Source organism: Mitsuaria chitosanitabida ATCC BAA-476 = NBRC 102408, from assembly GCF_001598255.1.
Classification (GTDB): Bacteria; Pseudomonadota; Gammaproteobacteria; order Burkholderiales; family Burkholderiaceae_C; genus Roseateles; species Roseateles chitosanitabidus.
Genome location: NZ_BCYP01000019.1, coordinates 1 through 18456 on the forward strand (window position 1 = coordinate 1; position 18456 = coordinate 18456).

The 18456-nt window shown below is 71.5% G+C and carries 16 protein-coding genes; 7 read left to right on the forward strand and 9 right to left on the reverse strand.

Annotation, left to right across the window (positions count from 1 at the left end; translation table 11 throughout):
• Window positions 1-41: 41 nt before the first annotated feature.
• Window positions 42-863, reverse strand: coding sequence for a CsgG/HfaB family protein (locus MCHT01_RS13345; RefSeq protein ID WP_067065868.1), 822 nt, complete (start codon window positions 861-863; stop codon window positions 42-44).
• A gap of 420 nt (window positions 864-1283) precedes the next feature.
• Between MCHT01_RS13345 and MCHT01_RS13350 the strand changes: the two genes are divergently transcribed.
• Window positions 1284-2543, forward strand: coding sequence for an MFS transporter (locus MCHT01_RS13350; RefSeq protein ID WP_067065846.1), 1260 nt, complete (start codon window positions 1284-1286; stop codon window positions 2541-2543).
• 69 nt (window positions 2544-2612) lie between these two features.
• Here MCHT01_RS13350 and MCHT01_RS13355 read toward each other — a convergent pair whose 3' ends face one another.
• Entirely contained in the window at window positions 2613-3131 is a 519-nt protein-coding gene (locus tag MCHT01_RS13355; RefSeq protein WP_067065847.1) for a DUF2867 domain-containing protein, read from the reverse strand.
• Window positions 3132-3201: 70 nt separating this feature from the next.
• On the opposite strand from MCHT01_RS13355, the gene MCHT01_RS13360 reads away from it, so the two are divergent.
• Together MCHT01_RS13360 and MCHT01_RS13365 are read left to right on the forward strand one after the other, a co-directional pair.
• Window positions 3202-4689 carry a methyl-accepting chemotaxis protein gene (locus MCHT01_RS13360; RefSeq protein ID WP_067065848.1) on the forward strand — a complete coding sequence of 496 codons (1488 nt, stop codon included), beginning with the start codon at window positions 3202-3204 and terminating at the stop codon, window positions 4687-4689.
• 338 nt (window positions 4690-5027) lie between these two features.
• A complete protein-coding gene (locus MCHT01_RS13365; RefSeq protein ID WP_067065849.1) occupies window positions 5028-7247 on the forward strand; it encodes a TonB-dependent receptor domain-containing protein in 2220 nt (739 codons plus the stop codon).
• 126 nt (window positions 7248-7373) lie between these two features.
• Here the strand turns inward: MCHT01_RS13365 and MCHT01_RS13370 are convergent, their stop codons facing one another.
• On the reverse strand, window positions 7374-8369 hold the full coding sequence (locus MCHT01_RS13370; protein ID WP_067065850.1) for a Bug family tripartite tricarboxylate transporter substrate binding protein: 996 nt from the start codon (window positions 8367-8369) through the stop codon (window positions 7374-7376).
• A gap of 432 nt (window positions 8370-8801) precedes the next feature.
• Here MCHT01_RS13370 and MCHT01_RS13375 point away from each other — a divergent pair, with 432 nt between their 5' ends.
• Complete coding sequence (locus tag MCHT01_RS13375; RefSeq protein ID WP_067065851.1) at window positions 8802-10250, forward strand: serine hydrolase domain-containing protein; 1449 nt, start codon at window positions 8802-8804, stop codon at window positions 10248-10250.
• A 108-nt stretch (window positions 10251-10358) separates the two neighbouring features.
• The gene (locus MCHT01_RS13380; protein WP_067065852.1) at window positions 10359-11117 is read left to right on the forward strand and encodes a hypothetical protein; all 759 of its coding nucleotides are present in this window, start codon (window positions 10359-10361) and stop codon (window positions 11115-11117) included.
• On the opposite strand, the gene MCHT01_RS13385 is transcribed toward MCHT01_RS13380, so the two are convergent.
• Genes MCHT01_RS13385 through MCHT01_RS13395 form a run of 3 tightly spaced genes read right to left on the reverse strand, consistent with a single transcriptional unit; the run spans window position 11101 to window position 14829 of the window.
• The gene (locus MCHT01_RS13385; protein ID WP_067065853.1) at window positions 11101-12507 is read right to left on the reverse strand and encodes an SAM-dependent methyltransferase; all 1407 of its coding nucleotides are present in this window, start codon (window positions 12505-12507) and stop codon (window positions 11101-11103) included. The genes MCHT01_RS13380 and MCHT01_RS13385 overlap by 17 nt on opposite strands.
• A 10-nt stretch (window positions 12508-12517) precedes the next feature.
• Window positions 12518-13438, reverse strand: coding sequence for a DUF1365 domain-containing protein (locus MCHT01_RS13390; protein ID WP_067065854.1), 921 nt, complete (start codon window positions 13436-13438; stop codon window positions 12518-12520).
• On the reverse strand, window positions 13435-14829 hold the full coding sequence (locus MCHT01_RS13395) for an NAD(P)/FAD-dependent oxidoreductase (RefSeq protein WP_067065855.1): 1395 nt from the start codon (window positions 14827-14829) through the stop codon (window positions 13435-13437). The genes MCHT01_RS13390 and MCHT01_RS13395 overlap by 4 nt, the downstream gene beginning before the upstream one ends.
• Before the next feature lie 216 nt (window positions 14830-15045).
• Between MCHT01_RS13395 and MCHT01_RS13400 the strand changes: the two genes are divergently transcribed.
• Window positions 15046-15636, forward strand: a complete 591-nt coding sequence (locus tag MCHT01_RS13400) for a sigma-70 family RNA polymerase sigma factor (protein WP_067065856.1) — start codon at window positions 15046-15048, stop codon at window positions 15634-15636.
• Window positions 15637-15638: 2 nt separating this feature from the next.
• The gene (locus MCHT01_RS13405) at window positions 15639-16316 is read left to right on the forward strand and encodes a ChrR family anti-sigma-E factor (RefSeq protein WP_067065857.1); all 678 of its coding nucleotides are present in this window, start codon (window positions 15639-15641) and stop codon (window positions 16314-16316) included.
• Here MCHT01_RS13405 and MCHT01_RS13410 read toward each other — a convergent pair.
• The 3 genes from MCHT01_RS13410 to MCHT01_RS13420 all read right to left on the reverse strand — a co-directional run bounded on the left by MCHT01_RS13410 (window position 16279) and on the right by MCHT01_RS13420 (window position 18441).
• On the reverse strand, window positions 16279-16743 hold the full coding sequence (locus MCHT01_RS13410; protein WP_067065869.1) for a DUF2177 family protein: 465 nt from the start codon (window positions 16741-16743) through the stop codon (window positions 16279-16281). The two genes, MCHT01_RS13405 and MCHT01_RS13410, sit on opposite strands and share 38 nt — an antisense overlap.
• 67 nt (window positions 16744-16810) lie before the next feature.
• Window positions 16811-17644 carry a DUF6134 family protein gene (locus MCHT01_RS26755; RefSeq protein ID WP_169806131.1) on the reverse strand — a complete coding sequence of 278 codons (834 nt, stop codon included), beginning with the start codon at window positions 17642-17644 and terminating at the stop codon, window positions 16811-16813.
• The gene (locus tag MCHT01_RS13420) at window positions 17641-18441 is read right to left on the reverse strand and encodes a DUF1295 domain-containing protein (protein ID WP_067065859.1); all 801 of its coding nucleotides are present in this window, start codon (window positions 18439-18441) and stop codon (window positions 17641-17643) included. The genes MCHT01_RS26755 and MCHT01_RS13420 overlap by 4 nt, the downstream gene beginning before the upstream one ends.
• Window positions 18442-18456: the final 15 nt, after the last annotated feature.

An 18456-nucleotide genomic window follows, 5' to 3' on the forward strand; every position in this document is an offset into this window, starting at 1 on the left:
CTCACCCCCTGCCCCTCTCCCACGCAGTGGGAGAGGGGTTCTCAAGCGCCCGTCGCCGCCTTCTTGGCGCCGTCGCCGGTCTTCTTCATCGGCACCGGATCCGGCAGTTCCTTCGCCTGCAGCATCCTCGCCTGCGTCACCAGCTGGTTGTGGGCGTCGAGGAAGGCGGCGGCGATGACCTTGCCCTCGTTGCTGTTGGCCCAGCCGGCGCCTGCGGCGCCGCCCAGCTTGCCCAGCACCAGGCCGCCCATGCCCAGGTCGGTCACCCGCACCGAGCCCGTCGCCGCGGCGACCTGCTCGGTCGTCTCGTTGTCGGTCAGCAGCAGCGCCACCTGCGCTTCCTTGAGCTTGATCTGCTCCGCCGCGCCGACGAACTTGTTCAGCACCGGGATCATGCCCAGGATGCCGCCCACCTGGCGGCCCGCGTCCTGCTCGCTGAAGGTCAGGCTGGGGATCAGCGTGTACTGCGCCTCGTAGCCGCGGCCCTTGTGCACGGTGTTGCCTTCGCTGCGCAGCACGCCGGCGTCCTTGAGCTCCTGCTCCTTGATCGTCGCCTTCAGGCCCGAGTTGCGATCCACGACGCGGAAGCAGCCGCTCTGCTGGGCCAGCAGCCGCACCAGCGGCAGCGGCGTGTTGGGCAGGCCGTTGGCGCCGGAGATCGTGTAGCCGTTCGGGTTCTCGACCAGCGCCAGCGTCGCCACCGGCGCGTCGCACTTCATCAGCTCGCGATTGGCCTTGCTGGCGCCCGCGGGGCCGGCCGAGCCGGTGATCTCCGAGCTGCCCTCGCCCAGCGTCGCGCCCTGCTTGCCGCAGCCCGCGAGCAAGGTCACCGCCAGCCCCACGGCGGCGGCCAGGGCCAGCATCGAGCCCGCGCGGGGCAGGGAAGAGCGGCGGTAATGGGGGAAGCGCGCGATGGCCATGTCGATCTCCTGGGCGCAGCGTCTGCGATGAAAGCGGAAACGGCGGCGACCATAGCGCAAATGTGTGGCCGTCCGCTCCCCACCGAAGGGTGTACGCGTCGCTGAATGTCGCGTCGTCCCGGCGCCGCTTACCGGCCGTTACCGCACGGGGCGATGCGCGGCCCGCGCATCCCGCCCTTCCCGCCGGGTCTCGCCCGAACTGGGAGGCGACCCGGCGCTCACGCGGGCTTCACGCGCGGGCCTCGCGTCGCGGGGCGATCCGGGGAAATCACGGGGGTGGCCGGGCCGGGCGGGCGGGGGACTTGGCCGAGAATCCGCCCCTTCGGTCCATCGACGACCGCAAGCGAATTCCAAGGGTTCCGAATGAACGACAAGACCCCGAGCCGCGGCACCGCGTGGCTGATCTGCGCCCTGGTGGCGGCGGCGCTGTACGGCAACTACTACGTCTACGACTCGATCGGCCCGGTGGCCGACGCGCTGCAGAGCCAGCGCGGCTTCACCGACACCCAGGTCGGCCTGCTCAACGCCATCTACAACCTGCCCAACGTGCTGCTGATCCTGGTCGGCGGCGTGCTGGTGGACCGCTTCGGCGCCGCGCGCGTGACGGTGTGGACCTCGGCCATCTGCCTGGCCGGCGCGCTGCTCACCGCCTTCAGCCCGGACTTCTTCGGCATGGCCGCGGGGCGGCTGCTGTTCGGCATCGGCGCGGAGACCTTCGGCATCGCGACGCTGGCGGTGCTGGCGCAGTACTTCGTCGGCGGCAACGTGGCCTTCGCGATGGGCCTGACGCTGTCCATCGGGCGCCTGGGCTCCTTCTCCTCGGACATGTCGCCGACCTGGTTCGCCCATGCCTACGCGGCGGGCTGGCAGCCGCCCCTGCTGATCGCGGCGGCCGCGGCCTTCGCGTCCTTCGTCGCCGCGGTGCTGTACTGGTGGATCGACCGCCGCGTCGCCGACAAGGGCGCCGCCGAGAAGCAGTCCCAGCCCTTCGTGCTGCGCGACCTGCTGCACTTCGGCAAGGCCTACTGGTACCTGCTGGCGCTGTGCGTGCTCTGGTACTCGGTGATCCTGGCCTTCCGCAGCACCTTCTCGATCAAGTACTTCCAGCACGTGCACGGGCTGGACCTGGCCTCGGCCGGCGCGATGAACAGCTATGTGTTCCTGGCGGCGGTCTTCGCCACGCCGGCCTTCGGCTGGCTGTGCGACCGCGTCGGCCGCTACGCGCCCTTCCTGGCCTTCGGCGCGCTGCTGCTGCCCATCGCGATCGCGACGATGGCGCTGACCTCGGCCAGCCTGTGGATCTCGACGGCGCTGATCGGCATCAGCTTCTCGCTGGTGCCGGCGGTCATGTGGCCGCTGACCAGCAAGCTGGTGGCGCCGGCCCGCTTCGGCACGGCCATCGGCCTGATGTGGGTGGCGCAGAACGCCGGCATCGGTGGCGCCAACGTGGTCGCGGGCTGGCTCAACGACCGCGCCGGCGCGAGCGCCCAGAACCCGGCGGGCTACGAATCGATGATGCTGTTCTTCGGTCTGGCCAGCGTCGCCGGCGCCGTGTTCGCGCTGATCCTGTGGCTCACCGCGGGCCGCAAGGCCCAGGAGCAGGCGACGCACCAGGGGGCGTGAGCCCTGGGCGCCGGGCCACGCGGGATGCGTCGGCCCGGGCGCTCCCTTGAACGCCTCGAGCCGGCTGGATCAGGCGACGCCGTGCAGCTTCGCCGCCGCGGCCAGATGCGACTTCACCGCCAGCACATGCCCCGGCATGATCGCCGCGAGGTAGAAGCGGCCGAGCAGGTTGTGGCAGCGGACAGTCGTCGTGGCGACCGCCTCGCGGTGCGCGGCGCCGGCGGGGCGGTGGATCAGGATGGAAAGCTTGAAGTCCAGGTGCTTGTCCTGCTCGCCGAAGACGACTTCCTCCGGCGTCGACGACAGCACGCGGAACATGCCGACGTGCGCGATGCCGTTGGCGGCGAGGTGCGCCCGCATCGCCGAACTCGTCTTCAGACCGAGCGGCCTGACCATGGCGTCGCGGATGCCGAGCAGAACCCGGAACCAGCCCGGCGGGTGTTCCAGCACCGCGCGCGCGAGCGCCACGGCGTCGTCGGGCGCGTCGTCCTTGAGCGTGATGGCGAAGGCATCCGTGTGGGAGGCGGCCGCGTATTCCGCCGCGAGGCGGCTGTCGGACGGGGGAGGGAGGCGGCGGATCGTGGACATCGGGGGAGTATCTCCCTTAGAGTCCACCTCGACCCGGCACCGTCAGGGAGGTGTCCGAAGGGAGGATCCCATGAAGACATACGGCCGCAGCCTGGCCATCGGCTTCGCGCTCGCGTTCGCGGTCCTGTGCATCGTCGGTGGGCTCGCCGTGCGCAGCGCCTTCCTGATGGAGCACGCCTCCGCCCGCGCCAACCAGAGCCACCAGGCCCTGCGTGACCTCACCACGTTCGCGGACGCGCTGACCGTCGCCGACACCACCCAGCGCTCCTACATCCTCTCCAACGACCGCGTCTACCTCGAACCCTTCGAGAAGGCCGTGCTCGACATTCGCGAGCGCCTCGCCGCGATGAAAGCCTCGGCGATCTGGATGGAGCACGCGTCCGTGATGGACGCCGTCGACGAGGACGTCCCCGGGCTGATCAATCTCTATCGCGAGCGCATCGCCCAGCGCGCCACGCTGTCGCTGGACGAGGTCACCCGCCATCCCAAGGCCGCCGAGAGCCGCCGCCGCCTGGAGACCCTGCGCAAGCGGCTGTCGGACCTCGAGGCCGCCGAGGTGGCCGTGCTGGACGCGCGCACCGCGGAGATGACCGACACCACCCGGCTCGTGAAGCGCGTGTCCATCGGCGGCGTGGTCGCCGGGCTCGCGCTGGTCGCCTGGATCGGCGTCGCGCTGCAGCGCCGGCTGATGCAGACCATCGGCGGCGCGGCGATGGAGCTCACCGGCCAGGTGCGGGACCTGCGGGCCTCTTCTCAACTGCAGGCGGGGGCGGCCAAGGAGACGGCCTCCGCGGCGGTCCAGCTGTCGTCGACCATGCACGAGGTGCAGGCCGCCGCGAAGCAGATCGCGCAGCGTTCGTCCGAGGTCGAGGACATCGCCGCGGCCAGCACCCGCGCCGCGCAGGCCGGCAGCCAGGCCATGCTGCGTGCCCGTGACACCGTCGGCGCGATGCGCGGCCAGATCGACCGCGTCGTCGAGCACATGACCGCGCTGGGCCGCGAAGTGCAGGGCGCCGCCACCGTGCTCACCACGGTCGAGGAGTTGGCCGAGCGCACCAACATCCTGGCCATCAACGCCACCATCGAGGCCTTCGCCGCCGGCGAGGCGGGGCAGCGCTTCCAGGTCGTGGCCGAGGAGATCCGGCGCCTGGCCGAGAAGATGCGGACCGATGCGATGGACATCAAGTCGCAGCTGGAGTCCATCCGCAACTCGTCCAACGCGACCATCATGTCCACCGAGGCCGGGTTCAAGGCGGTGGAGGCCAGTTCCACGCTCTTCGGCGAGGTGGATGCCGCGCTCGATCTGATCGCCGCGCGCGTCGTCGCGTCCGACACCGCCAGTCGCGAGATCCGCATGGCCACGCTGCAGCAGTCCACGGCCGCGCAGCAACTGGAGACGGCGCTGTCGGAGGTCAACCGCGCCACGCTGGAATCGGAGGGCGCGTCGCGGCGCAACCTGGAGACGGCCTCGGCGGTCGCCGCGACCGCGGACCGGCTCAGTGCCTTCGTCGCGCCGCCGAAGGAGCTGGTGGCGATGCGCAGGATGGTGGCGGTCTGAGAGCGCGAAGACCCTCACCCCCACCCTCTCCCGCAAGCGGGAGAGGGAGCTGCGAGGCACCGAGCAACGTTGCTCCAAGGATCCTCGAGACTGGGGCCAGGTCTTGCTTATGCGTCAGCTGGCGAGTGAGGGGACAGGTCTTGCTCCCTCGCCCGCTTGCGGGAGAGGGTTGGGGTGAGGGTCTTTCTTCACGCCCTGTTCACAGACCCGACAAGCGCTGCTACACTTTTTGCGAATAATTCGCATCTGTGTTGTAAGTGTCTGTCGTGCATCAAGAAAATAGAAAACACCGAACCGTCAATTCCGGGTCCTTCAAGCTCCTCCCCCTCCTCGGCGCCTTGATCGGCGCCACCGCCTGGGCCGCCGGACCGGCCGCCTCCGAAGCCTCTTCGCCCGCCAGCACGACCGCCAGCACGACCACCGCGAACCGGACCCAGGACGCCGCCACCGACCTCGGCAAGGTCACCATCTACGGCGTGCGCAGCGTCGCGCCGGGCAAGACCAGCATCACGCCCAACGAGATCGAGCGCCAGCAGGCGCTGAGCGTCCAGCAGCTGCTGGACAACCTCCCGGGCGTGGACCTCAACGGCAGCTTCCGCCCCGGCGGCCAGAGCCTGAACATGTGGGGCTTCGGCGATGTCGAGGACATCCGCGTCCAGCTGGACGGAGCCAACAAGGGCTTCGAGAAGTACCGGCAGGGATCGATCTTCATCGAGCCCGAGCTGATCAAGCGCATCACCGTCGACAAGGGCGCGCACTCGGTCCGCTACGGCAACGGCGGCTTCGGCGGGACCATCCTGGTCGAGAGCAAGGATGCCGAGGACCTGCTGCGCCCCGGCGAGCGCGTCGGTGGGCTGGTCAAGCTGGGCTTCGCCAGCAACGACGACCAGCGCATCGGCTCGGGCAGCCTGTTCGCGCGCTCGGAGCCGGGGACCGCGCTGCCCTGGCAATTCCTGATCGCCGTCACCGGTCGGGACTCCGGCGACCAGACGCGCGCGGACGGCAGCGTCTACGAGTTCTCCGAGACCCACAGCCGGTCCGTGCTCGCGAAGCTCACGGTCAACCTCGGGGAGGCGCGACTGACGCTGTCCGACATCGAGGGACGCGGCAAGGCCTGGGCGCCTTTCGCCGCCAAGCGCGACGAGGTACCCGCGCCCACGCCCGCCGAGATCGCCCGGTATGGCGAGCGCGAAGCCTGGCTGCGCAAGGTGCTGTGGCGCGATCAGGTCGACCGCACGCAATCGCTGCTGTGGACCTGGGCGCCGACGGCCAACCCGCTGATCGACCTGGCGGTGCGGCTCACGCAGTCGTCGAGCAAGCAGGACGACTCGCGGCCCGACTCGATCACCAGTGACTTCGCCGCGAGCCTGGGCAAGGAGAGCCATGCGAGCTATCGCGATCGGCAACTCGATGTCAGCAACACCGCGCGCTTCGAGACCGGCAGCCTCCGTCATACGCTGGCGACGGGGCTGCAGGCCCAGCGCCACGACCGCGACACGCTGATGTTCCTGCACACGAAGACGACCGACGCCAGCTATCACTATGGCTGGTTCCAGCCCTACTACATGCCGTCCGGCGAGCAGCGCACCGTCTCGGGCTGGCTCGAGGACGAGCTGCGTTGGGGCGCGTTCACGCTGACGCCGGGCTTGCGCTACGACGAGGTGCGCACGGCGGGGCAGCCCAACGTCGCGCCGCGCTACAACGACCCGAAGGCGGGCCATGACTACCGCACGGTCTACCACCGCGGCTGGTCGCAGCATCTGTCGGCGAGCTGGCAGGCGACGACGCGCACGGCGCTCTTCGCCGATGCCGGCCGGACCTGGCGCGCGCCGGTGATCGACGAGCTCTTCGAGGTGCAGTCCGCCGCGTCGAGCGCGCCGGCCACGAGCCGCGGACTCCGCAAGGAGCGGGTGACCGCGCTGCGCGGCGGCGCGAAGTACGAGCGCGGCGATTGGCTGGCGCAGGGCGATGCGCTGGCGGCGACGGTCACGGTCTTCCGCAACCTCGTGCACGACAACATCCACAAGCGCTTCGGGATCTTCGTGGAGCCCGGCACCGAGCGGCCGCCCAACATGCCGTTCTATCGCAACCTCCCGGGGTATCGCAGCGAGGGCGTCGAGGCGGAGACGCACTACGAGCAGCGGGGCGGCTTCGCGAGCCTGTCGATGGCGTGGATGCGGGGGGAGCATCGCGGCTCGATCCGCAATCCGTGGGCGGACAAGAACCAGCCGCTGATCGACATCGGCGCACCGAAGGCCGTGGTGGTGATCGGCGGCAAGTGGCCCGCGCTGGGGCTCGCGGCCGGCTGGCAAGGGAAGTTCGTCGCGGCGCAGAACAAGGTGCCGGACGACGAGATCGTGGCGTATGCGTTGCCGCGGTCCAAGGGCTATGGCCTGCATGGGCTCTTCGCCCAGTGGCAGGGGAAGGGCAGGTGGTCGGAGTCGCGCGTGATGCTGAGCGTCGACAACCTGTTCAACCGCAGCGTGCAGCCGTATCTGGCCGAGGCGGTCTATGCGCCGGGGCGCAACGTCAAGCTGACGGTGAGTCAGAGGCTCTGAGCCGGAAGACCCTCACCCCGACCCTCTCCCGCAAGCGGGAGAGGGGGCAAGACCTGACTCTCTTCCGCAGGCCGGAGAGGGCGAGGGGAGGGTGGGGGCTCCCGCAGCGCGGCAGCCCGTGCGGCCTCAATCCGCCGACATCTTCGCGCTCTTGGCGACCTTGCCCAGGCGCTCATACTCGCGCGCGCTGAGCGCTTCGAGCTCCGCGGCCGTCGAGGACTTCGGCGAGAACCCCGCGGCCGCGAGCTTCTCCTTCACGCCCGGATCCGCCAGCGCCGCCTGCAGCGCCGTCTGCAGCTTCTTGACGACCGGCGCCGGCAGATGCGCCGGACCGTAGACCCCGAACCACGGCTCCACCGAGTACCCCGGCAGCCCCGCCTCCGCCAGCGTCGGCACGTCCGGCAGCGCCGGCGAGCGCTGCGAACCCGCGACCGCCAGCGCGCGCAGCTTGCCGGCCTGGATGTGCGGCAGCGACGCGGGCAGGTTGTCGAAGGCCACCGGCACCTGACCGCCGATGAGGTCGGTGATCAGCGGCGCGCTGCCCTTGTAGGGCACGTGCGTCCATTCCGTATGGCTCAGCTGGCCGAACAGCACGCCAGCCAGATGCATCGACGTCCCCGCGCCGGCGGTGCCGAAGGGCGAGCCCGGATTCTTCGCGGCCCAGGCGCGCAACTCGGCCACGGTCTTGACCGGCACCGAGGCGCCCACCTCCAGCACGATGGTCGAGTTGCCCAGCAGGCCGATGGCGCTGAAGTCCTTGCGCGGATCGAAGGACATCTTGCGATAGATGTGCGGGTTCAGCGCGTTCGTCGAGATCGCGCCCATGCCCACGGTGTAGCCGTCCGGCGCGGCCTTGGCGACCGCGTCCATGCCGAGGTTGCCGCCGGCGCCGCCGCGGTTCTCGATGACCACGGTCTGGCCCAGCGTCTGCGACATGTGCGCGCCGACCGTGCGCGCGACCAGGTCGGTGGTGCCGCCGGCCGCGTACGGGACGATGAAGCGGATGGGCTTGGACGGGAAGGCGTCGTCGGCGAAAGCCGGCAGGGCGGCGGCGCCGCAGAGCGCCGCGGCCAGGCCGACGACGGTACGGCGCGTCAGCGCGCGGGAAGAACGGAAGGGCATGTGTGTCTCCGGCAGATGCCTGTGATGATCGTGACCGGATGAGCGTAGCGGCCGTGCATGACGCCGACCAGAAGTCCGGCGCCGCGATGCGCTCGCAAGACGCGTAGATCGCCCCGCGCCGATGCGGACCCGCACCGCGGCGGCCCAGGCGTGAGCGCGCCATCGCACAGCCGAATGACATCGCAGCCGAATCGCGGCCATTCGTGGCGGATTGCCTTGCGGTCGATGCGGACGGCGGTGTGCCGGCGCAGAAACGGCGGGCAGTCCCGCGCCGCAGTTCATCGCCGCCAGACGGCGTTCCGTCGCATTCGAGGACGGCCGGTCGGCCCCGGGCGGCATGCTGTCGCGCGCCCTTCACGGCCACCGGATGACCGTCCGGCACAACGGCCCCGGCCCCGCACGGCGGCCCACACCTCTCAGGGAGAAGACTCGATGATGCGATGGACTCGACGCCTGTTCACGGCCGGCCTGCTGGCCGCGCCCTTCCTGGCCCATGCGGCGGATCCCGCCGCCACCGCGCCCCCGGGGGCAAGTCCTGGCCCCACCGCGACCGCCGCGTTGCCGGACGCCGCCCAGGTCGGCGCCTACGTGCGGAAGCTCTTCGACGATCAGAAGCTCGCCGCCGACGGCCCCGGCGTCGTGGTGCTGGTCGCGCGCGGCGATCAGCTGCTCTACCAGGGCGCCCGCGGCATGGCGAGCATCGAGCTGGGCGTGCCCCTGGCGCCGGACCAGCGCTTCCGCATCGGCTCGGTGACCAAGCAGTTCGCCTCGGCCACGCTGCTCAAGCTGATCGACCAGGGCCGCGCCCAGCTCGACGATCCGCTGTCCAAGTACCTGCCGGACTATCCCCAGGGCGACGGCATCACGCTGCGCCAGCTGCTGAACCACACCTCCGGCGTGAAGAGCTACACCGGGATTCCGGGCTACATGAACAACCCGATCCGGCGCGAGCTCGACACCCGGCAGCTGATCGCGGAGTTCAAGGACCAGCCCGTCGACTTCAAGCCCGGCGAGCGCTACGCCTACAACAACTCGGGCTACGTGCTGGTGGGCGCCGTGATCGAGGCGATCACGGGCAAGACCTGGCACCAGGCGATCCAGGAGCAGGTGCTGGCGCCGGCCGGCCTCCAGCAGATCGTCTATCCCGGCGAGGACCGCATCGTGCCGCGCATGGCGGCGGGCTACAGCCTGGACCGCGACGCGGGTCTGACGATCGCGGGCCTGCTGAGCATGACGCAGCCGCAGGCGGCGGGGGCGCTGGTCTCCGACGCGCAGGACCTGTGGCGCTGGAACCGCGCGCTGCACGGCGGCAAGCTGCTGTCGCCCGCGATGTACGAGCAGATGATCACTCCCCAGGGCGCGGCCAAGGCTGCCGGCTACGGCTTCGGCATCACGGCGGGCACGCTGCGCGGTGAACCGAAGCTCGAGCATGGCGGCGGCATCCATGGCTTCTCCAGCCGGCTGATCTACCTGCCGCGCAGCGGCACCAGCATCGTCCTGCTGCGCAACACCGACGGACCGGGCTTCAATATGGGCATGGCCGGCACCAAGCTGGCGGCCTACGTCATCGGCAAGCCGTATCCGGAGCTGGTCCCCGTGTCGCAGACCGCCGAGCAGCTCCAGGCCTACGTCGGTCCCTACCAGCAGCAGGCGGATGCGAACGCGAAGCGCGAAATCCAGCTGCAGGACGGCAAGCTGCGCTGGCTGCGCCAGGGGCGGCCGATCCTGACGCTGGTGCCCATCGGCCCGGACCGCCTGGGGATGGACGGCAACGTCGGCCTCGTCAAGGTCGAGCGCAAGGCCGACGGCGCCGTGGCCGCGCTGGTGTTCTTCGGCCAGGGCGGGGAGCCGGGCGAGACCGGCGAGCGCTGGGTGAGGTGATGGCCTGACGGCCCGGCGTGCGAGACTCGCGCCCCATGCGCGAGTTCCTCCGGGCGAGCGCTGGGTGAGGTGATGGCCTGACGGCCCGGCGTGCGAGACTCGCGCCCCATGCGCGAGTTCCTCCAGTCCTCCGAGGTCATCGTCCTCGGGCTCACCTTCGCCGCCTTCGGCGTGGCGGCGCTGCTGCTGTACACGCTCGGCCGCTTCTTCGAGTCCAAGAAAGACTTCGCCGAGACCCGCGAGCTGATGAAGCAGCTGCTGATGGCCGCACCGGTCGTCGCGGTGCTGGGCTACGTGGCGATGCGGTCACCGGACGGTTTCGAGCACTGGGCGCCCGTGGCGCTCGGCGGCTTCTTCTGGGCGATCGCCGTGTGGATGCTGTGGACCTCGCTGCGCTTCCTGCGTCGACGCAGTGCCATGAGGAAGGCGCGAGCGGACGTCCTGCTCATGCTCACCGAGGACGAGGCCGCGCGCGTCAGGAACGACATCGGCATCGCCTACGTGGTGCTCGCCGCGCCGGTGGTGGCGACGTGGCTGGACGTCGAGCCGACGGTCTGGGGCGGGGCGATGGCCAGCGTGCTGGCGATGTATCCCAGGGCGCGTCAGGCCGTCCGGGCCAAGCCCGCCGCGCCGCCGCGCCGTCCGGCCGCCCGCGTGGCGCCGGTGACGGCCTCGTCGCCGGATCGCGCCTCCGCGGCCCCGCCGCCGTCCGCGCCCGCGGGCTCCGCGCCTTCCGCTGCCGAGCCCGCTTCGTCGACCTCGACCTCCACCTCGACCTCCACTTCGACCCCGACCTCGACCTCGACCTCCTGGATGACGCCGTCGACCTCGTCGCGTCGCCAGCGCGGGCCTACGCCACCGCGCTGAGGCGTGGCGCGGCGTGTCCGCCTGGCCGGTCCAGGCGGTAGAGCCCGACGTCCACGCGGTCGGCCAGGAAGCCCGCCTCGCAGTAGCTGAGGTAGTACTCCCACAGCCGCTTGAAGGGCAGGTCGAAGCCCAGCGCCTGGATCGCCGGCCATTCGGCCTGGAAGCGGCGGCGCCACTCCGCGAGCGTGCGGGCATAGTCGCGGCCGAAACGCAGCTCGGTGGCGAAGCCCAGACCCGCGCGCCGGGCCTGATCGGCCATGCGCTCGGGCGTGGGCAGCATGCCGCCGGGGAAGATGCAGCGCTGGATGAAGTCCGGGCTGGCGCGGTAGTGCTCGAATCGGTCCTCGGCGATGGTGATCGCCTGCAGCAGCGCGTGGCCGCCGGGCAGCAGCCGCTCGCGCAGCGTCGCGAAGTAGGTCGGCCAGAAGGCTTCGCCGACGGCTTCGATCATCTCGATCGAGACGATGCGATCGAACTGGCCCTCGACGTCGCGATAGTCCTGCAGCCGCAGGTCGACACGGTCCGCCACGCCCCATTGCACGGCGCGCTCCCGGGCGAAGGCGAGCTGCTCGGTCGACAGCGTCACGCCGACCACCGTGACCCCGCAGCGGCGTGCCAGCTCCGCCGCCAAGGTGCCCCAGCCGCAGCCGATCTCCAGCACGCGCTGCCCGGGCCGCAGGTCCAGCAACGCGACGATGCGGTCCAGGCGACGCGCCTGCGCCGCCTCGAGCGAGGGGGCCGCCAGATCGTCGGGGCTCTCCCGGTTCTCTGGAGCGTCCGTCGCAGGGATGGACCGCCGGGGCGGCGCGTCCGGCGACGGGGCGCCCGCATACAGCGCGCTCGAGTACAGCATGCTGTCGTCCAGCCAGCGGCGGTAGAAGTCGTTGCCCAGGTCGTAATGCGCCGCGATGTTGTGGCGGCTGCCGCGCCGGGTGTTGGCATGGGCGCGATGCCGGATCGCCGACAGCCAGCGCGCCGGTCCGCGCACATCGGCGAGGGCGCCCAGCGCCGTCTCGTTGGCGATGCCGAAGGCAAGCAGCGCCGTCAGGTCCGGTGAACTCCAGTCGTCGTCGCGATAGGAGAAGGCGAAGCCGAGGTCGCCCTGCAGCGCCATGCGCAGCGCGGGCCGCCAGCGATGCAGGCGCAGTTCGGCGCGCGGTCCGGGCAGCGGACCCATCGCCTCGACGCGTCGGCCGCCGGGCAGCACCAAGGTCAACTGACCGTGCTGGATGCGCGTCAGCAGCGCGCGCAGCGGCACCCCGACGGGCGAGTTCGGGAGGCCGCTCAGCCAGGCGGAGGAGAGCGGTCGTGGCTCGGCCGTCGAGCTCGCCGCGGCCATCGGTGGTGTCAGGGGGCCGGTGCTCGGCGGCGGAAGCGTGTCCTCATGCATGGCGGAGTCCTCAGGTCGGGTCGGCGGGGCGGACGACGGTCATCGGTTGGCGTGGGGCGTCGGGCCTTGGCTGCAGGCGAGCGCCCTTGATCCAGAGCCGCAGCGCCTCCCAGTGGATGCCGACGATCACCTTGAGCGTCAGCAGCGGGTACGCCACCAGCAGGCGCAGCAACGCCGCGTCCGTCAAGGCCCCGCGCGTCGCGTCCAGTCGCGCGTTCAGGACGGCGGCGCCCGCCGCGTCACGGGCGTCCGGATCGGAACGTCGGCCCGCATCGGCATCGGCAACCCGGTGACGCGCCGCATCGAGCGGGAGACCGCCGTGCCCGATCCCCGGCGCCGCCGCGCCTTCGTGGACGCTGATGCCGAGGGACAGCGCCTCCCGCGGCCGTTCGACGCGGAAGCGGTAGTGAAGGTCCATGCCGAGGAAAGGCGAGACGTAGAGCCGCTTGTCGCAGCGCTGCGCGATGGGGCCGTCGTCGCGCGCCGCGTCGTCGACGGGGATCAGGTAGCTGTGGCGCTGGCCGAAGGTGTTGTTGACCTCGTAGACGATGGCCTGCAGCCCGCCCTCCGGTGCGTCGCAGAACCAGACGCTCAGCGGGTTGAAGGCGTAGCCCAGCAGGCGCGGGAGCGTCAGCAGACGGATCGCGCCGCCACCGCGCAGGCCGGCCTCGCGCAGGCGGGCCTCGAGATGGGCGCGCAGGCCGGGGCCGTCGGTGGCCTGACCGTCGCCATGGTCCGTCGGCCGGAAGCTGAAGAGGTTGAATCGCCCCACCGAGAACCAGCGCAGGCGAGCGTCCAGGGCGGCCAGTTCGTCGATGTCGATGAGCATCGAGAACACGCGGTAGGACAGCCGATGCCGCAGCGGCTTCAGTCGCTGGTGCATCACGCGGCCGCGATAGAGCGCCGATCGGAAGTCCGGCCCGCCGCTCATGGGGACACCGCCGGCGCCAGGTGGATGCGGCCGGACTCGTCGGCCACGCGCCAGGGCCGGCGCACGCCGCCGAGCGCCTCGGCCACGGCGAGTCCCGCCTGCAGGCCGTCCTCGTGGAAGCCCGAGCCCAGGTAGGCGCCGCAGTACCAGGTGCGCTGCCGCCCTTGCAGGGTCCAGAACTCCCGCTGCGCCGCCATCGCGTCGGCGTCGAAGCGCGGGTGCTCGTAGACCTCGGTGCGGATCAGGTGCTCGGGCCGCGGCGGCCGCGCGGGGTTGAGCGTCACGAACAGGGGCGGCGCGTTTCCGCCCTGCGGCAGGTGCGGCTGGAGACGGTTCATCCAGTAGGTCACCGTCGGCATCGCGCTCGTCCCGTCGGCGTGCGCCGCCCGGCGGTCGGCCAGGTAGTTCCAGCTGGACCAGACGGCGCGACGACGCGGCATCAGGGCTGGGTCGCTGTGCAGCACCGCGAGGTTGCGCGTGTAGGGGAAGGCGCCGAGCAGCCGGCGCTCCATCTCCGTCGGCGACAGCAGCATCCGCAGCGACTGGTCCGCGTGCGCGGCCAGGACCACGTGGTCGAAGCGTTCGGTCCAGGCGCCGCGCCGCGTGCGCAGCCGCACACCGTCGGCCTCGCGCAGGACCACGTTGACCGGTTCGTCACGGTGGATGCGGTCGCTGAAGCCACGGGTCAGGCGGCGGACGTACTCGCGGCTGCCGCCGTCGACGGTGCGCCAGATCGGGCGGCCGGACACCTGCAGCAGGCCGTGGTTCTGACAGAAGCGGACGAAGGCCGCGACCGGATAGCGGCCGATGTCCGCCGCCGCCGAGGACCAGATCGCCGCGCCCATCGGGTACAGGTGGTCGTCGCGGAAGGCGCGGCCGTAGCCGCGCGCGTCGAGGTAGGCCTCCAGCGCCAGGTCGCCGCAGTCGGCCGCGTCGCGCGGTGCCTCGCGGTAGAAGCGCAGCAGGTCGCGCAGCATGGCCCAGAAGCGGGGCCGCAGCAGGTTGCCGCGCTGGGCGAAGAGCCCGTTCAGGTCGGTGCCGGCGTACTCCAGCGCGCCCTGGTCCAGGCTGACCGCGAAGGACATGTCGGAGGCCCGCGTCGGCACCTGCAGGTGCTGGAACAGCGCGCTGAGGTTGGGGTAGGCGGGTTCGTTGTAGACGATGAAGCCGGTGTCGACCGGCACCTGCTCCGCCCCGCAGGGGGCGTCCACCGTGTGGCTGTGGCCGCCGACCCGGGCGTCGGCCTCGAAGACCTCGACCTGGTGGCGGCCGGACAGCAGCCAGGCGCAGGACAGGCCGGCGATGCCGCCGCCGACGACGGCGATGCGCAGGGGCCGCCCCTCGCTGGCGGGCGGGGGCGGCAGGTGGTCCTTGGCGATGGGGCGGCTCATGGGCGGGTCCTCGCGGTTTCTGCTTCTACGTGCGAGCTCGCGTTTTGGATCTGGCGGGGCGCTGGCGGCCTGGCATCGCGCTGAGCGATGATCCAGCCGACGGTTTGACGCGTAAGAGGGCTCATGGGCAGCCTCGAACGCGATCGACCGGTCAACGCCCCGGCCTCCGGGCCGGGCGATCCACTGTCCTCATCCCCGACGCCGGGAGTCCGCCGCTTGAAGCTCGTCTCGTCCGATCCCGACCGCGCCGCCGCGCCGGACCCCGCCCAGGACTGGGCGAGGCTGGTGCGTCGCGTGGCCGAGCAGGGCGACCGCGAGGCCTTCTCGCAGCTGTTCGCGCACTTCGCGCCCCGGGTGAAGAGCTACCTGATCCGCACCGGCAGCGCCGACGCGCTGGCCGAGGAACTGGCCCAGGAGGCACTGGTGACGGTGTGGCGCAAGGCGGCGCTGTTCGATCCGGCGCAGGCGGCGGTGTCCACCTGGGTGTTCACCATCGCCCGCCATCTGCGGGTCGACGCCGGGCGCCGGCATCGGCTGGACGGCGCCGGCGACGAGTGCTTCGACGCCGACCACCTGGCGGCCGATCAGCCCGAGGTGCCGGATCACGCCCATGCCACCCGCCAGGCGCGCCGCGTGCGCGAGGCGCTGGAGCAGCTGCCGCCCGAGCAGGCCCAGGCGCTGCGCCTGTCCTTCTACGACGACGAACCCCATGCGCGCATCGCGGCGGAGCTCGGTCTGCCCCTGGGCACCGTCAAATCCCGTATCCGGCTTGCGGTGGCCCACCTGCGCAAGCTGCTCGAGTCCTGATCATGGTTCCGCACAGCATCCGCCATCACCCCGCCGACGATCTGCTGCTGTCGCTCGTCGCCGGCAAGCTGCCCGTCGGCCTGCGGCTGGTGGTGGAGACCCACGTCGAGCTGTGCTCCGCCTGCCGCGAGAAGGTCGCGATGCTGCGCGCCGTCGGCGGTGTGGTGCTCGAGGACGAGCCCGTCGCGACCCTGCGCGAGGACGCGCTCGCCCAGGCGCTGGCCCGGATCGACCGCCTGGCGGAAGCCCGCGCGGGCGATGGCACCGGGCCGGCGAAGGTGCCGGCGCCACCGCCCTTGCCGGCCGGGGCGACCTGGCCGCGCGCGCTGGCCGACTGCAGCGCGACGCGCTGGCGCTGGATCGGTCCCGGCATGCGCTGGAGTCGCGTGACGGTGCCCGACGCGCCGGAGGCGAATGTCTTCCTGCTGCGCATCGGCGCCGGCAAGTATCTGCCGCAGCACACGCACCGCGGCACCGAGCTGACGCAGGTCCTCTACGGCCGCTTTCACGACGGACGCGCGCTGTTCGGGCCGGGCGATTTCGACCTCGCCGACGGCGAGGTGCATCACCAGCCGGTGGTGCAGGACGGCAGCGAGTGCATCTGCGTGGCGGCCGTCGAGGGGCGTCTGAACTTCGACGGGCTCATCGCCCGCTGGTTCGGATCGCTCGTCGGGATGTAGCCAGGGCCAGCGCGGCGGCGACGCCGGCGGAGACCCCGCTGACGATGCCGCCCCAGACCATGTCGATCACCGTGACCTGCCAGGGCCAGTCGCGCAAGGTCGCCTGGTTGGTGAGGTCGTAGGTCGCATAGGCGATCACCCCGAAGAGCGCGCCGCGCAGGCAGGCCGTGAGGGCGCGGCCGGTGCCGAAGGCCGGCGCGATCGCGAAGACCTGCAAGCCGACGAGGTACAGGGGATAGAAGAGCGCGACCGCGAGCCAGTCGACCGAGGCCGCCATCAGATGGCCGATCGCGGGCTTGTAGAAGGTCGCCTGGGTCGAGCTCAGCCAGACGCCGTCCATCGCCAGGAACACGACGGCGGTGAGCCCATAAGCCAGTGGCCATCGCCAGGCGGGGGCGACGGGCTTGTCGGTGAGGGTGTCGGGCATCATGGTCGTGCGGTGATCCGGGGTGGGACAGGAGGTATCGGCGTGGAGACCGGGCGCAGGGGCGGGGTCAGGGCAACCGGTAGGTGAGGAGGCGGCCGCCCTTGACCCGCGCGTCGAGGCCGATCCATCGGCCGTCCTCGCGCGCGAGCCACAGGGTCAGGTCTTGTCGCGTGCCCGAAGCGTCCGCCGACAGGTGCCAGCGGATGGCGGGGACCTCGCGTCCCCCGACGCGCAAGGACGCGTCGGGCATCCGCTCGAAGCGGGCGTCGTCGATCTGACCCGTCTGCGGGTTCAGCAATCGCGTCTGCCGCACCAGGGCGGGATGCCAGTAGGCGTAGCTCATCACGCAACCCGGGATCGGCGCGACCTCGCCGCCGACCTGGCCCGAGGCGCTCGTCGTGGTCGAGGTTTCGGAGGGCGCAGTGCCGGGAGCACTCGCGGTGGCGGTCTCCGCGGGTGCCGGCGCGCGGGCGTCGACGACCCGGGCCTTGCCGTCGTCGTCGGTGCGGGCGTGGATCTCGGCGAGGCAATCCCCGCGCCAGCGTTCCCGCGCCTCGTGCCGGTAGCGATAGACCGTGAAGCCCAGCAACTTGACGTCGAAGCGAGCGTTGCTCTCGACCGCTCGCGCGGTGGGCGGGCCACTGACCACGAAGCGATGCGTGCCGACGGGCTTGTCGTCGAGCCGGACCTCGAAGTCCCAGGTCTGAGCGCCGGCGATCATCGGGACCGCGGCAAGGAGCGCCGTCGCGGCGCAGGCCGTCGCCCGGCCCAACGCCCGGCCCAACGCCCGGCCCATCGCTCGACCCATCGCCCGGGTCATGCCTGCGGCCATGGCGGCCGACGCCGCGGCACGCTCGGCGGCGATGCGGCCGCGAGCACGCGTGAATCGGTCGGCGCTCATGGCGAGCGCCCGCGCTTGGGCGGCCACGGGATGAAGGCGCTGGTGCGGGCGATGTAGTCGCGGTACGCGGGGCGACGGTCGCCGATGTCCTGCTCCAGCAGCGACACGCCGGACACGCGCAGCAGCAGGACGGTCATCAGCACCGGAGACGCCAGCGACCACGCGGCGCCCAGGCCGCCGGCGGAGAGCGCCATCAGGCCGAGGCCCCACCACAGGCAGCATTCGCCGAAGTAGTTGGGGTGGCGCGACCAGCGCCACAGGCCGGTGTCGAGCACGCGATCCGCCGTCCCTCGCGCACGGCGGAAGCGCGTGAGCTGCGCATCGGCCACGGCCTCCATCAGCAGGCCCATCGCGGCGATGGCGGCACCGATCGCGTCCCAGGCGCTCCAGTCGGTCCTGTCCCGGCCGATGGCCGCCAGCACCGGCCAACCGACGATCCAGCCGAGCACCGCTTGCAGCAGGAACACCAGCCACAGGCTCTTGAGCGCGAAGCCGGGCTGGTTGCTCGCGCGGATGGCCTGGTAGCGGCGGTCCTCGCCGTGGCCCCAGTTGCGCAGGGTGACGTAGAGGCCCAACCGAAGCGCCCACACGACGATGAGCGACACCATCACCAGCGTGCGGGTATCGGTGCCGAAGCGCCAGACGTAGAGCACCGCCGGGATCGCGATGAAGGCGGACCACACGCGATCGGCGAGGCTGGCGTCCCGGGTCGGCAGGCTGCAGAGCCAGGTCAGGACGCCCAGGACCACGGCGATCAGCAGGCCCTGCGCGGCGACGGAGACGAAGGTCGAGTTCACGGACGATCCCTCGGA

Excerpts from the sequence above, each read along its gene's own strand:
- MCHT01_RS13410 (WP_067065869.1), bottom strand. The coding sequence starts at position 16,743 with ATGCCCGACACCCTCACCGACAAGCCCGTCGCCCCCGCCTGGCGATGG.
- MCHT01_RS13380 (WP_067065852.1), top strand. The coding sequence starts at position 10,359 with ATGCGCGAGTTCCTCCAGTCCTCCGAGGTCATCGTCCTCGGGCTCACC.
- MCHT01_RS13345 (WP_067065868.1), bottom strand. The coding sequence starts at position 863 with ATGCTGGCCCTGGCCGCCGCCGTGGGGCTGGCGGTGACCTTGCTCGCG.
- MCHT01_RS13375 (WP_067065851.1), top strand. The coding sequence starts at position 8,802 with ATGATGCGATGGACTCGACGCCTGTTCACGGCCGGCCTGCTGGCCGCG.
- MCHT01_RS13355 (WP_067065847.1), bottom strand. The coding sequence starts at position 3,131 with ATGTCCACGATCCGCCGCCTCCCTCCCCCGTCCGACAGCCGCCTCGCG.
- MCHT01_RS13360 (WP_067065848.1), top strand. The coding sequence starts at position 3,202 with ATGAAGACATACGGCCGCAGCCTGGCCATCGGCTTCGCGCTCGCGTTC.
- MCHT01_RS26755 (WP_169806131.1), bottom strand. The coding sequence starts at position 17,644 with ATGAGCGCCGACCGATTCACGCGTGCTCGCGGCCGCATCGCCGCCGAG.
- MCHT01_RS13405 (WP_067065857.1), top strand. The coding sequence starts at position 15,639 with ATGGTTCCGCACAGCATCCGCCATCACCCCGCCGACGATCTGCTGCTG.
- MCHT01_RS13370 (WP_067065850.1), bottom strand. The coding sequence starts at position 8,369 with ATGCCCTTCCGTTCTTCCCGCGCGCTGACGCGCCGTACCGTCGTCGGC.
- MCHT01_RS13390 (WP_067065854.1), bottom strand. The coding sequence starts at position 13,438 with ATGAGCGGCGGGCCGGACTTCCGATCGGCGCTCTATCGCGGCCGCGTG.
- MCHT01_RS13350 (WP_067065846.1), top strand. The coding sequence starts at position 1,284 with ATGAACGACAAGACCCCGAGCCGCGGCACCGCGTGGCTGATCTGCGCC.
- MCHT01_RS13395 (WP_067065855.1), bottom strand. The coding sequence starts at position 14,829 with ATGAGCCGCCCCATCGCCAAGGACCACCTGCCGCCCCCGCCCGCCAGC.
- MCHT01_RS13385 (WP_067065853.1), bottom strand. The coding sequence starts at position 12,507 with ATGCATGAGGACACGCTTCCGCCGCCGAGCACCGGCCCCCTGACACCA.